Source organism: Streptomyces africanus (genome assembly GCF_030816955.1).
Lineage (GTDB): Bacteria > Actinomycetota > Actinomycetes > Streptomycetales > Streptomycetaceae > Streptomyces > Streptomyces africanus.
Map to the genome: position 1 here is coordinate 7,079,552 of NZ_JAUSYP010000001.1, position 13,484 is coordinate 7,093,035.

At 72.3% G+C, this 13,484-nt stretch carries 11 protein-coding genes; 5 read left to right on the top strand and 6 right to left on the bottom strand.

Annotated elements, in window-relative coordinates; all coding sequences use genetic code 11:
- Positions 1–3 precede the first annotated feature (3 nt).
- Together QF034_RS32585 and QF034_RS32590 are read left to right on the top strand one after the other, a co-directional pair.
- On the top strand, positions 4–1,251 hold the full coding sequence (locus tag QF034_RS32585; RefSeq protein ID WP_307178272.1) for an alginate lyase family protein: 1,248 nt from the start codon (positions 4–6) through the stop codon (positions 1,249–1,251).
- 123 nt (positions 1,252–1,374) lie between these two features.
- Positions 1,375–2,982 carry a carboxylesterase/lipase family protein gene (locus QF034_RS32590; RefSeq protein WP_307178273.1) on the top strand — a complete coding sequence of 536 codons (1,608 nt, stop codon included), beginning with the start codon at positions 1,375–1,377 and terminating at the stop codon, positions 2,980–2,982.
- A gap of 6 nt (positions 2,983–2,988) precedes the next feature.
- On the opposite strand, the gene QF034_RS32595 is transcribed toward QF034_RS32590, so the two are convergent.
- From QF034_RS32595 to mmuM, 5 genes are all read right to left on the bottom strand, one after another.
- Complete coding sequence (locus QF034_RS32595; RefSeq protein WP_307178274.1) at positions 2,989–3,639, bottom strand: hypothetical protein; 651 nt, start codon at positions 3,637–3,639, stop codon at positions 2,989–2,991.
- 151 nt (positions 3,640–3,790) lie between these two features.
- Complete coding sequence (locus QF034_RS32600; RefSeq protein ID WP_307178275.1) at positions 3,791–4,717, bottom strand: hypothetical protein; 927 nt, start codon at positions 4,715–4,717, stop codon at positions 3,791–3,793.
- 17 nt (positions 4,718–4,734) lie between these two features.
- A complete protein-coding gene (locus tag QF034_RS32605; RefSeq protein ID WP_307178276.1) occupies positions 4,735–5,157 on the bottom strand; it encodes a hypothetical protein in 423 nt (140 codons plus the stop codon).
- A 386-nt stretch (positions 5,158–5,543) separates the two neighbouring features.
- Positions 5,544–6,602, bottom strand: coding sequence for a LacI family DNA-binding transcriptional regulator (locus QF034_RS32610; RefSeq protein ID WP_307178277.1), 1,059 nt, complete (start codon positions 6,600–6,602; stop codon positions 5,544–5,546).
- Positions 6,603–6,781: 179 nt separating this feature from the next.
- Positions 6,782–7,693 carry a homocysteine S-methyltransferase gene (gene mmuM, locus QF034_RS32615; RefSeq protein ID WP_307178278.1) on the bottom strand — a complete coding sequence of 304 codons (912 nt, stop codon included), beginning with the start codon at positions 7,691–7,693 and terminating at the stop codon, positions 6,782–6,784.
- 130 nt (positions 7,694–7,823) lie between these two features.
- Between mmuM and QF034_RS32620 the strand changes: the two genes are divergently transcribed.
- From QF034_RS32620 to QF034_RS32630, 3 genes are read left to right on the top strand one after another with little or no spacing between them, the layout of a single operon-like run.
- The gene (locus tag QF034_RS32620; RefSeq protein WP_307178279.1) at positions 7,824–9,254 is read left to right on the top strand and encodes an amino acid permease; all 1,431 of its coding nucleotides are present in this window, start codon (positions 7,824–7,826) and stop codon (positions 9,252–9,254) included.
- Between the two features lie 9 nt (positions 9,255–9,263).
- Positions 9,264–10,379: an aminoglycoside phosphotransferase family protein gene (locus tag QF034_RS32625; RefSeq protein WP_307178280.1), complete on the top strand. Its 1,116-nt coding sequence runs from the start codon at positions 9,264–9,266 to the stop codon at positions 10,377–10,379.
- Positions 10,380–10,419: 40 nt separating this feature from the next.
- Positions 10,420–11,283 carry an MOSC domain-containing protein gene (locus QF034_RS32630; protein WP_307178281.1) on the top strand — a complete coding sequence of 288 codons (864 nt, stop codon included), beginning with the start codon at positions 10,420–10,422 and terminating at the stop codon, positions 11,281–11,283.
- Positions 11,284–11,286: 3 nt separating this feature from the next.
- Here the strand turns inward: QF034_RS32630 and QF034_RS32635 are convergent, their stop codons facing one another.
- The gene (locus tag QF034_RS32635) at positions 11,287–13,395 is read right to left on the bottom strand and encodes an autotransporter-associated beta strand repeat-containing protein (RefSeq protein WP_307178283.1); all 2,109 of its coding nucleotides are present in this window, start codon (positions 13,393–13,395) and stop codon (positions 11,287–11,289) included.
- Between the last annotated feature and the right edge of the window lie 89 nt (positions 13,396–13,484).

Here is a 13,484-nt window from a genome sequence, read left to right on the forward strand (position 1 = left end):
CATATGAGCCGCACGTCCCCCCACACGCACCACGAGGGCGGCCAGGTGAGCCGCCGCGGTCTGCTCAAGACCGCCGGCGGCCTCACCGCGGCCCTCGCCCTCGGCGCCACCGCCACCGCCACCACGGCGGACGCGGCCCCGGCGACCTTCACCCACCCCGGCATGCTGCACAACGCCGGCGACATCAACCGCGCCAAGGTCAGGGTCGCCGCGGGCGACGACCCCTGGGCCTCCGGCTGGCGCAGACTGACCGCCAACTCCCACTCGGCGTCCACCTGGACGCCCCGCCCCACCGCCACGATCATCCGCGGCGGCACCGGCGAGAACTACCCCCAGCTCTACAACGACATCCACGCCGCCTACCAGAACGCGCTGCGCTGGCACGTGGGTGGCACCGCCGCCAACGCCGACTGCGCCGTGCGCATCCTCAACGCCTGGTCGTCCACCCTCACCGAGATCACCGGAAACGCCGACCGGTACCTGGCCGCCGGCCTCTACGGCTGGCAGTTCGCCAACGTCGCCGAACTCATGCGCGGCTACGCCGGGTTCGACCTGGGCCGGTTCAAGACGATGATGCTCAACGTCTTCTACCCGCTGAACGACCGGTTCCTCCGCGAGCACAACGACGCCTGCATCACCAACTACTGGGCCAACTGGGACCTGTGCAACATGGCCTCGATCATGGCCATCGGGATCCTGTGCGACGACGGCGCCAAGTACGACCAGGCCGTCACCTACTTCAAGAGCGGCGGCGGCAACGGCCAGATCCAGCGGGCGGTGCCGTTCCTCTACCCCAACGTCGAGGGCTACGACCTCGGCCAGTGGCAGGAGTCCGGCCGCGACCAGGGCCACACCGTCATGGGCATGGGCCAGATGGGCGCCCTGTGCGAGATGGCCTGGAACCAGGGCGACGACCTGTACTCCTACGACGGCCGCCGCTTCATGAAGGCCGCCCAGTACGTCGCCAAGTACAACCTCAACATGAACGTCCCCTACACCACCTACACCTGGGGCAGCGGCCAGACCTGCTCCCAGCAGTCACAGACCGTGATCGGCTCCGGATCGCGCGGCCAGGTCCGCCCCGTGTGGGCGATGCTCCACTACCACTACGGCCGGCGCCTGCTCCTCGACGACAAGTACATCGCCCAGATGTGCTTCTCCGTCGCCCCCGAAGGGGGAGGAGGCGACTACGGCACCACCAGCGGCGGTTTCGACCAGCTCGGGTTCGGCACGCTCATGTACGCCAAATAGCGTGTCCGCTGCCCAAGACTCCGCCAAATAGCGGTCAAGCCGACTCGTGCACCGGAATACCGATGAGTGATGTGGTGCTCTGGTGATTCCGGTGCACGAGCGCGGCGAAGGGCTGGTGGGCGTATGACGGCAGGCCGGACGGATCCCGTGGCCAGGAGCCCGTTCGGGGCCGTACGCGGCAGGTACGAGCGGGGAGTCGCCGTGTTCCGCGGCATCCCGTACGCGGCGCCCCCCTTCGGCCCTCGCCGCTTCCGCCCGCCCGTGCCCCTCCCGCCCTGGGACGGCGTCCGCGATGCCGTCGACTTCGGCCCCACCCCGCCGAAACCCCCGTACTCCGAGGCCTTCGCGCACTACCTCTCCGACCCGGTCGTGCCGGGCGACGACTGCCTCAACCTCAACGTCTGGACCCCCGATCCGGACCCCGAAGCCCGGCTCCCCGTCCTGGTCTGGCTGCACGGCGGCGCCCTGACCAGGGGCTCCTCCGCCGTCCCCGTCTACGACGGCCACGCCTTCGCCCGCGACGGCGTGGTCTGCGTCTCGGTCAACTACCGGCTGGGCGTCGAAGGCTACGGACTGTTCCCGGACACGCCCCCGAACCCCGGCCTGCGCGACCAGATCGCCGCCCTGACCTGGGTGCACGAGGCCATCGAGGCCTTCGGCGGCGACCCCGGCCGCATCACCCTCTTCGGCCAGTCCGCCGGGGCGATCAGCATCGGCGCCCTCATCGCCGCCCCGCAGACGCAGGGGCTGGTCCGGCGGGCGGTCCTGCAGAGCGGGCCGCCCGAGGCGTCCGAGCGGGCCAAGGTACGGCGGATGGTGCGCCGCATGGCGTCCCGGCTGAAGATCCCCGCCACCGCCGAGGCCTTCGCCGCCGTCGACCGCGACCTGCTGCTGCACACCCAGGCCGAGGTGGGCAAGCTCAGCAGCCCCGTGGTCGGCGGGCCCGCCTTCGGCGTCGTCATCGACGGCGACACCGTCCCGCGCGACCCCCTGGAGGCCCTCACCGAGGGCGGCGCCGCCGCGGGCGTCGAACTGCTGATGGGCTGGACCCGCGACGAGTACCGGCTGTGGCTGGTCCCGGGCGGCCTGCTGGAGCGCGTCGACCGCCTCGGAGCCGTCGCCTTCGCGGGAGCCATGGCCCGCTGCCACTGCGGCAGCGAGGTCCCGCGCGGCTACCGCGCCCTGCACCCCGAGGCGGGCACGGCGGAGATCGTCGGCCAGCTGGTCACCGACCACCTCCTGCGCATCCCCCTGCACCACCTGGCCGACGCCCGTACGGAACCGTCGTACGTCTACGAGTTCGCCTGGCCCTCCAACCTCCCCGACCTCGGCTCCTGCCACGCGCTGGAGCTCGGCTTCGTCTTCGACACCGGGGAGGTCCCTGAGGCCCGCAAACTGGCCGGGGAAGGCGCCCCGCAGGAACTGGCCGACGCGATGCACGCCGCCTGGGTGCGCTTCGCCACGGACGGCGACCCGGGCTGGGAACGCTGGGACGAGACCCACCCGGTGCGCGTCTTCGGAGACCGCGCACCGGACGCCGAGAACGGCCTGTCCTACACGGCGTCGGGCCCCCGCGACCGCGAACTCGCCCTCTGGGCGACCGACGCCGCGATCACGCCGGAGGAACCCACCCCCGAGCCGTCCCCTGCCGACGGTCCGTCCACCCGCAGCACGGAACTGCGGTCAGCCGTACGGCGACTCCGCCGCGCCGGGGCACTCCGCAGGTACTGACGACGCTCACGCCGCCCGGCAGCGTGAGGCCGCCACGGGAACGGCGGTGACGGAACGCTCGGCACCGTCCGGCTCGACGCGCCGTGTGAACCGGTAGCACTGCCCGGTCGGCGCAGAGGCCTCCAGCCCGGCGCGGACGAGGACAGTGACCGTGACCGTCCGGCCTCTCCGCACGGCGTCCTCGACCTCGAAATACCGCAGGTGCCCGGTGGGGTCGAGAGCCCGCCGCACCCCTGGGCGGGTCAGGTCCTCGGCGTACAGATTCTTGATGCGCAGGCGCGCCAGCGCGACCCGCTTGCTGATCTGGAGGCCCGGACGGCATACGTCGCGGTCCCGCACGGTCACCTTCGACGTCCACTCCGGTCCGGGGAGGCGGGAATAGGTGTAACTGAGGCAGCGGTCCACCTTCACGGGGCCACCGCCCGGAAACAGGCCCTTCTCGTCGTACACGGCGGACCGGGAGACGAGGGCGGTGAATGCGCGCCGAGACGGGTCGTACGTGATCACGGGAGCCCGGGTGTGCTGCCAGACCACGCCGGTCAGCGCATCGGTACCGGCGGCACCGCCGGCGTCGAGCGCTCGGGCCGTGCCCGGCGCCGTACGGCGGGCTTGCCGGAGGATCGAGGACAGGGCCGTTTCCCGGCGCTGGTCGTTCACCCGCCCGGCGTCCCAGACCGAGTACCAGATGTACGCCGGCAGACCGGCGGAGATGTACGGCAGCGGAAGGCCGCCACAGCCGCCGCCCCGACGGGACGGCGAAAACGGCTGCGGCGGCCTGATCGCTCAGCCGAGGGCCTGTCCGGGGTGCTCAGCCGAGGACGGCGTCGCTCTTCGCCCGGATCGTCGCGATGAGGGCTTGGGTCTTGGCGAGTTCCGGCCCGTGTTCGCTGATCAGGGTGCGCTGGGTGGCGGCCTCGGCGTCGTGCCACACGGAGACCAGGTTGGTGCTGCCCTTGCACTGGGTGTCCGCGACCGCGACCTGCTTCTCCTTGGCGCCGGCGGTGTCCCCGGTGAAGGAGGCGTCATTGTTCGCGTCGATCGGGGACTTGTACGCGAAGTTCTTGGCGGCCATGCACGCCGACCAGCGGGCGAACACCGCCGCGACCTTCGGGTCCTGCAAGGACTTCTCGTAGGAGAGGCCGTCGAGTTCCTCGACCAGCGTGTCGTCGAGGTACGTCTCGCTCTGCCCACCGGTGAGCTGGTCGAGCGCCTGCCCGTAGCAGCCGTCCTCCGGGACGGGCTCCCCGGCGCGGGCAGTGCGGACCTTCTTCGGTTCGCCGTCGAGCGCGGCTTCCTCTTCCGGGGTGAAGTGAGGCTCTTCGCCGCCGATGGCGGCCACCCGAGCGTGCCGGCCGAAGTCGGGGCGGTAGCCGAGGCGCTCGGCGTCCTGCTGGTCGTACGTGCCGTAACGGAGGTCTTCGTGCTCTTCGATCTCCTCCGAGGTGCCGGTCGACGGGGCGAAGTTGAAGGAAGTGAAGCCGACGCCCTGCATACAGGCGGTGGTCAGCTTCCACAGGGCCTGCTGACTTCTCTCGTAGTCCTCGGGGCTGAGCTGGTAGGCGTCCAAGGGGAGACTCATCGCGGCCACGACGCGGGTGGGAGCGCCCTGGACCCGGTCGCCGGCCGTTGTGGCCGGCTCCGCGGAAGGGCCGGCGCCCTGGCTCGAGCAAGCGGACAGTGCGAGCGCTCCCACGGCGAGGGCGGCGGCTATCGGTGCGGTTTTGAACAAACGCATGGGGGGTCCTTCCGGGGTCAGTGGCCCCCGCCGCCCTCGTGGCGGGGGTACCAGTTCGTGGAGGAGTTCTTGTTCTTCAGCGCGGAGGTGAGGTTCTTGCGGGCCTGCGGCTTGAGGGAGTTGAACGGACCCTTCCACCAGCGGTCGCGGTGGACGCAGTACCCGGTACTGCGGGTGCGGGAGTCCCAGGACGCGGCCTGGTCTTCGAGCTTCTGCCCCGCGCCGGGGCCGGAGCCGGGTTTGAAGACCTGGGCGTCGAGGTTGTAGCCGCCGTCGCCGATCGTGGCGAGCGCCCCCTGCTGATTGGAGTTGTAGTAGAAGCACGCCATCCGGTCGTAGCAGCGATGCGTGGGGGCGGCGGACGCTGTCGGGGCGGCGACCAGGAGCGCTGTGCCGGTGGCGGTGGCCAGAAGAACAGCGGACAGCTGACTTCGTATCACTTCATTCCTCCCGTTTGATGACTGATGGCAGCCCGCTGAACCTGCCGTGTCCGGTTCAGCAGGCAGCGAAGGTCGGTTCAGCAGGCAACGACGATTGAGTGAATCCGCGTGCTGACGTGGACGCGGTCCCCGAAATCACGGCTGAGGGGCTGTGGAACTGGGTGGTCTGGCCCAATCCGCCCCGAGCGCCCGGTCACTCTAGGCACAATGCGATCACCAGCAACATGGCTTGATCTGGGCATGGCAAATAACGAGCCCTGCTCGCCCGGGCATCCGGAGGAAGAGCGCACCACCAGGTGACCTGTGAAGATCCTGTGAAGCGGAACGGCGGGCCGCGGGAGGTGTGAGAGGCAGATTGGCCGGATCCCCTACGGCGGCGTCAGCGCCTACCGGGACGGCGGCGCCCCCACCGAGTCCCGCACCACCACATGCGTGCCCAGCAGCAGGTGTTCGTCCGGCGCGCCCGGCGTGTGGTCCAGGGCCGTGCGGACGGCGAGGCGGCCGAGTTCCTCGTAGGGGACGTGGACCGTCGTCAGGGCGGGGTGCAGGTCGCGGGCGAAGGGGATGTCGTCGTAGCCGGCGAGGGAGACGTCGCCGGGGACGGTCAGGCCCGCCTCGTGCAGGGCGGTGAGGGCGCCGGCCGCGACCATGTCGGTGGCGGCTACGACGGCCGTGAAGTCGAGGTCGTCCTTGAGGGCTTGCCGCATCAGGCGGTGGCCCGCGTCGCGGGTGAAGTCGCCGTGCAGGAGGAGGGCCGGGTCCGGGGTGAGGCCCCGGGCCCGGTGGGCGGCGAGATAGCCGCGTTCACGGCCCAGGGCCGTGGTGTGGTCCGCCCGGCCGCCGAGGAACAGCACCCGGCGGTGGCCCTGGGTGAGGACGTGGGAGACCAGGGTGTAGGCGCCGCCCTCGTTGTCGTACTCGATGACCGTCACCGGGGCGCCGGGGTCCAGCGGCGGCCTGCCGCACAGGACCAGGCGGGAGCCGGCCGAGGCGAGGGAGTCGGCCATGCGGTGGGTGCGTTCGCGGTACTCGGGGGTGTCGGCGGTGCCGCCGACCAGGATCACGGCGGCGGCGCGCTGGGCGCGCATCATCTCGACGAACTCCAGCTCGTGCTGCACGTCCCCCTCCGTGCTGCACACCAGGCAGAGATGGCCGAGGCGGGTCGCCTCGCGCTCGACGCCGTGGGCCATGTGCGCGAACGACGGGCCGGTGATGTCCTCCAGCACGAACGCCAGCGTGGGCGTGCCGACGCCCGCGACCGCCTTCGCCCGCGCGTCCGCGACGTAGTCCAGTTCGCGGACCGCCCGCATCACACGCCCGCGCGTCGCCGCGCTCACCGGGTACACACCGCCGAGCACCCGGGACACCGTCGACGCCGAAACCCCCGCGCGAGCCGCCACGTCCCGGATGGTGCTGCGGCTCGCGTCCCCGCTCTTCCTCGTCATGACTGCCTCGTCTCTCCCGGGCGCCGGTCCGCGCCCACCCCTCGGGAACTGCGGCAACGCCATGGCAACCGGTTCCCCGACGGAGGCTAGCAGTGGGGAGGGGAGGCGAGGAGGGGTGTGCGCGGACTGGTGACCCCGTGGTCGGGCGGACCGGTGGCCCGGTGGGGAGCACCTCGCTCCTATGCCGCCCCCAGCGTCCCCGCGATGCCCGCGATCGCCTCCGGGCCGACCCGGCAGCAGCCTCCGATCAGACGGGCGCCGGACTGCTGCCAGCCCTTCACCTGGCCGGCGGTGAAGGTGGCGCGGCCGGTCCAGGCGCGGGCGTCGGCGTCCCAGGTCTCACCGCTGTTGGGGTAGACGACGACCGGCTTGCCGGTGACCCGGGCAGCGATCGCGGCCGCGGTGTCCGCGTCCTCGGGCGCGCAGCAGTTCACGCCGACCGCGATCACCTCGTCCGCGCCGGCGGCCAGGGCGAAGGCCTCCTCCAACGGCTGTCCGGCGCGCGTGCGGCCACCGGCGACGGAGTACGTCAGCCAGGCCGGCACCCCGAGCCCGCGCACCGCCCGCAGCAGGGCCGTGGCCTCCTCGGCGTCGGGGACCGTCTCCAGGGCGAGGACGTCGGGACGGGCGGCGGCCAGCACCTCCAGGCGGGGACGGTGGAAGCGCTCCAGCTCGTCGACCGTGAGGCCGTAGCGCCCCCGGTACTCGGAGCCGTCCGCGAGCATCGCCCCGTACGGGCCGGCCGAGGCCGCCACCCACAGCGGGCGGGAGACGCGGGCGAGCCGGGCCGCGTCCCGCGCCAACTCGACGCTGAGCGCCATGAGTTCGGCCGCCCGGTCGTGGTCGGTGCCGCGCTTGGCGAAGCCCTCGAACGTGGCCTGGTAGCTGGCCGTGATCGCCACGTCCGCGCCCGCCCGGAAGTACGCGAGGTGCGCCTCGGTGATCGCCTCCGGCTGTTCCTCCAGAAGCCGCGCCGACCACAGCTCGTCGCTCAGGTCGTGCCCGGCCGACTCGAGCTGGTTGGACAGGCCGCCGTCGAGGACGACCGTCCCGGCGGTGAGGGCTTCGGCGAGGGTGAGGGTGCTGGTCATAGGGACGACCGTAGTCGAGACCCGGCGGCGGACCCCAGCCGATTGTGTCCAGTCCATGAACAGGTCGCCCAACATGTGGGACAGCGGGTTACGATCACGACCCTCCCCCCTCCGCTCGTCAGGAACGCCCATGACCGTCCCCAGCCCCGCCGAGACCGCCGAACCCGCCGAGCCGGCCCCGGCGCCCCCGCCCCGCCGCACCTTCGGCCTGGCCGCCGCCACGGCCCTGGTCATGGGCAACATCATCGGCGGCGGCATCTTCGCCCTGCCCGCCACCGTCGCCCCCTACGGCACGATCAGCCTGCTCGCCTTCGTCGTGCTCTCGGTCGGCGCGGTCGCCCTCGCGCTGCTCTTCGGCAAGCTGGCGCGGCGCAGCCCGGTCACGGGCGGGCTGTACGTGTACCCGAGGGACGCGTTCGGCGATTTCGCCGGGTTCCTGTCGGCCTGGTCGTACTGGACGATGTGCTGGGTCAGCATCGCCGCCCTGGCCGTCGCCGTCGTCGGCTACGTCGACGTCCTGATACCCCTGCACGGCAACCACGTCCTCCAGGCCGCCGTCGCCATGGCCGCTCTCTGGCTGCCCGCCGCCGCCAACTTCGCGGGCACCCGCTGGGTCGGCGCGGTGCAGGTCGTCTCCACCGTCCTGAAGTTCGTGCCGCTGCTCCTGCTCGCCACCATCGGCCTGTTCTTCGTCGACGCGGACAACTTCGGCCCGTTCAACGCCTCCGGCCAGAGCGTCTCCGGCGCGCTGGCCGCCTCCGCCGCGCTGCTGCTGTACAGCTTCCTCGGGGTCGAGTCGGCCGCGGTCAGCGCGGGCGAGGTCCGCGACCCCGAGCGCACCGTCGCCCGGGCGAGCGTCCTCGGCACGCTGGCCTCGGCCCTGGTCTACATCCTGGGCACGGTCGCCGTGTTCGGCCTCGTCCCGCACGGCCGGCTCGCCGACTCGGGCGCCCCGTTCGCCGACGCGGTCAACGCCCTCACCGGCAGCTCCTGGGGCGGCACGGCCATCGCCCTGGTCGCCGTCGTCTCGATCACCGGCTGCCTCAACGGCTGGATCCTCATGGCCGCGCAGATGCCGTACGCCGCCGCGCGCGACGGTCTCTTCCCCGCGCCCTTCGCCCGGGTCGGCAAGGGCGGCGTCCCCGGCTTCGGCGTCTGGGCCTGCGCGGTCCTCGGCACGCTCCTCATCGCCCTCAACTACACGGCGGGCCCGGACACGACGTTCCGCGTCCTCGTCCTGATCACCACGTTCACCGGCTGCGTGCCGTACCTGCTGTCGGCGGCGGCCCAGCTGTACTGGCTGGCCCGCGGCACCCGCGACCTCCCCCACTCTCGGCTGCGCTCGAGCGGGAGGGACCCCCATCGCCCCGCCGGGCTGGTCCGCGACCTGATCGTCGCCGTCCTCTCCTTCGGCTTCTCGTTCTGGCTGATCGCGGGCGCCGGATACGCGGCCGTCTACCAGGGCGTGCTGTTCCTCTTCGCCGGGATCCCGGTGTACGTGTGGCTGCGGGGACGCAAGGACAAGGCGGAGGCGACGGACAAGGCGGAGGCGGCGGCATAGCATCGGGGCATGCCCGAGGTCGCTGTCGCTGATGCCGAAGTACGTGAGGTCCTGGGAGTCCCGGCGAACAAGGCGGTGTTCGAGCCGCTCACGCACAACCCGTGGAACGGCGTCACGGCCGGGGTGTGGCGGGTCACCGCCGACGGACGTTCGGCCGTACTGAAGGTGCTGACGCGGACCAAGGAGACGAGCGTCACCTGGGCCGCCTCCAACGACCCCCGGCACTGGAACTTCTGGCGCCGCGAGGCGTACGTCTACCAGTCGGGGCTCGCCCAGGTCTGGCAGCCGCAGGGCCTGCGCGCGCCCCGGCTGCTGGCCTGCGCCGAACGCCCCGACGGTGACCTGGCGTTGTGGCTGGAAGACGTGCCGGGCGAACCGGCGACGGCCTGGCCGCTCGCCCGGCACGTCGAGCACGCGCACCGGCTCGGGGCCGCGCAGGGCGCGGTGGGGGCGGGAGAGGACCGGCCGTGGCTGTCGCAGCGCTTCCTGCGCGACTACACGGCCGGCAAGACGACGGGCCAGGACCTGCTCGACGACGACGAGGCCTGGCAACACCCCCTGGTCCGGGAGCACTTCCCGGCGGGCCTGCGCGCGGACATGGTCCGCCTCCACCACGACCGCGAGTGGTTCCTCACCGTCATGGAGTCCCTGCCGCGCGCCTTCTGCCACCTCGACCAGTGGCCGGCCAACGTCCGCTCCGACGGCCGCGGCAGTGTCGTCCTCGACTGGGCGTTCGCCGGGGACGGCGCGCTCGGCGAGGATCTCGGCAACTACCTCCCCGACTCCGTCTTCGACCTGTTCGTCCCCGCCGCCGACCTGCCCGGCCTGGCCAAGGAGGCGTACGACGCCTACCTGCACGGCCTGCGCGAGAGCGGCTGGCGCGGCGACGAACGGCTCGTCCGGCTCGGCGTGTGCGCCTCCGCCGTGAAGTACGACTGGCTCACGGCGCTGATGCTCGCCCGGGCGGACGACGAGCAGCCGGCCTACGGCGGCCGGGGCTCCGTCCCCGCTGAACTCCGTTACCGCGAACGCGGCCTGGTCCTCGCCTTCCTCGCCGACTGGGCGGCCGAGGCCCGGCTGCTGGCGCCCCAGCTGGGCTTTCCCAAGGCACCGAGCGGCAGCTGACACCGGACGCCGAAACGCACCGTCGCGAGAAGGGAAGAGCATGGCCCGCGTCGTCGAGTTGTCGTACTACCCCGTCAAGGGATGCGCCGGGACATCGGCGACCGAGGCACTGCTGACCCCCACCGGACTGGCGCACGACCGCAGCTTCATGGTCGTCAGCGAGGAGGGCGTGTACCGGACCCAGCGCCGGGACCCCGGGCTGGCCGTCATCCGGCCCGCCGTCACCGCCGACGGCGAGCGCCTCACGCTCAGCGCGCCGGGAACGGAGGACCTGCACCTCCGGGTGGACACCACCGGCACCCGACGGAAAGTGGACCTGTTCGGAACCGCTTACCAGGGCATCGACCAGGGCGACCCGGCAGCCGACTGGCTCTCGGAGGTCCTGCGCACCCCGAGCCGGCTGGTGCGCGTACCGCCGGAACACGACCGGGTGACCGACGGCATGACCCGCGGCACCTCCGGCTACGCCGACAGCTGCGCGCTGCACATCATCTCGCGCTCCACCCTGGACCTGTTCAACCGGAAACTGAGCGAACGCGGTGGGAGCCCGCTGCCCATGAACCGCTTCCGCCCCAACATCGTGCTCGACGGCGGGGACGCACTCGACGGCGGGGACGACCGCCACGGCTGGGACGAACCGCACACCGAGGACCGCGTCCGCCACCTCCGCATCGGCGACACCGAACTGGGCTATGCCAAGCTCGCCATCCGCTGCGCCGTCACCCTGGTCGAGCAGGAGTCCGGGACCAGGGCGGGCCCGGAACCCCTGCGCACCCTCGCCGGGTACCGGCGGGCCTCCGAGGGCGGCGTCGCCTTCGGCGCGAAGTTCGCCGTGCTGCGGCCCGGCAGGGTGTCCGTCGGCGACGACGCGGTCGTCAGGTCGTGGGGCGAGTCCGAGCTGTGAGCCTCACTGCCGTAGGCGGGCCGCATGCCGGCCGCCGCCGCGGTGGCGCCGGCCGCGTCGCGTCGCCATCGGCACGGCGAGGCTGACGACGAGGGCCAGCCCGAGCGCGTACGGCCACCAGCCGAAGCCGACGTCCTCCGACGCGCCGGCGCTCCGGGGCGCCACGGCCCCGGACGCGGACGCCCCGGGCGCGGTGGGGGAGGGGCTCGGGGTGGTTCCGGCCTTCAGGGCGACGTCGTTCCCGTCCCCGGCCCGGTAGTCGATGTGGTAGGTGGTGTCGCCGAGCTTCAGACGGGCGCCCTGCCGCAGCCCCTCGAACGTTCCCGAGATCCTGCCGTCGCCCTGGTGATCGAGGACGCTGATCTCGCGAGCGGCCCGGCCCGGGCCTCCTGCCGCCGACACGTCGAGGTCCCCGGCCAGCCGCACGCCCCCCGTCACCTTCAACGGACCGTCCCTCAGCACCAGTGCCCCCTTCGGACCCTGCGTGTAGGCGCCGTGCACCGTGAGGCCGGTCGTGACGGCACCGTCGTTCCTCACCGCTCCCGCGACCGTGCCCTTGCCGGTGAGCGCGGTCGCGACGCGCAGGCCCGCCGGGCCCGCGTCCAGCCGGGTCCCGGCCGCCGTGAGCCGTACGGCCCTGCTGTGCGTGAGCGTGGCGCCCTTGCGCAGGGCCAGCGTGCCTTTGGAGACGGTGGTCGTCCCGGTGTACGTGACCGCGGGCCCCGTCAGGGTCGTCGTGGCGGCTCCCGACTGGGTGAGCGAGCCGCTGCCGCCGATGCGGGAGAGGGTGAGAGGCCGTTCCGTGTTGCGCAGGACGAGTGAGCCGTCGCTGACGACCCTGGAGCGGGCCCCTGCCGTGTACAGTCCGCCGTCGCCGCCGCGCTTCCCGCTGCCCAGGCGCAGCACCGCCCCCTTCTCCACCGTCGTGGAGCCGTCGTAGTACTGGACGGCCGCGAAGGTCACGTCGTTGCCGGGCGTGCCGGCGATGACGATGTCGCCGGCGCCGGGGGCCGAGAGGGTGTCGTGGAATCTGCCGCCGCCGATGGGGGCGCCGAGCGTCACCGGGCCGTTGTAGTCGAAGGTGAGGCGGGAACGGGAGCGGGCGGCCAGGAGGTTGATGTAGACCGTCTCGGCGGTGCCCGGCATGAAGATCGCGTTCGTCGTGCCGTCGCCCCACTGGACGTTCGCGCCCTTGATGTTGGTGCCGCGTTTGTTGACGTTCTTGCGGGCGGGCGTCCAGTTGAGGGCCGGGTCGCTGATTGACGGGTCCCTGTCGCCGCCCCGGTCCGACCAGCTGTACTGGCCGGTGAGGACCACCTTGCCGCCGGGCCGCGACTGGACGTTGATGTCGCTGCCGTACTCGCGCTGGTAGAAGTCCATGCCCATCGTGACGGTCCGGCCGAGCGGCGTGTCGACGGTCCAGGTGCCCTGGTTGAGGACCTTGCGGACGTTCGGGAGCGAGGTCGCGTACTCCGGGCGGCCGGCGTTGAGCTGCGTGCCGTTGTCGATCACCCCGGAGAAGGAGTGCGTGCCCGACAGGTCCCAGGTGCCCCAGAGGAACCTCGGCTGGGTGATCAGCCCGGAGCCGCTGATGGTGCCCAGGTTGTACGCGCTCGTCAGCGACAGCCGCAGCGTGCCGTCCACCCGGATGTTGTCCTGGTTGAGGCGGAACGCCGGGGTGTTGTACGGGAAGCGGCCGATCAGTCCCGTCGTACCGCCGTCGCCGTACTGGAGCGTCGCGCCGCGCTCCACCGTGACCGCCGGCGGGTCGGGGCGGGTGACGGTGACGTACGGGTGGTTCCCGCCCGCCGTCCGCACCCGCTGCCGCCGCCGGGACTCGGGGAGCGTGAAGTCGCTGTCCCGGGTGAGGACCAGGGTCCCGCTGCCGCGCACGGTGAGCGTGCCCTCGCCGCGGAACACGCCGTCGTACGTCGTCGTCCCCGGCGGGACGGTGACGACCGTGTCGCCTGTGAGTGTCACGTCCCGGTCGGCCAGTACGTCGGCGGTGACGTCCCGGGGGCCGGCCGCCACCGCCGGGGGAGCGGCGAGGAGCGAGGCGACCGCCGCGAGGACTCCGGCGGCCGCTGCTGTGGTGTGGGTGAGACTGCGCACGGGAGGGGAGACGCGGGCGGCGGTCGGCCGATAACAGAAAATCGGCGGTTGCCGTTTTCCGGTGATACGACGGTTCCGGTGATACGACG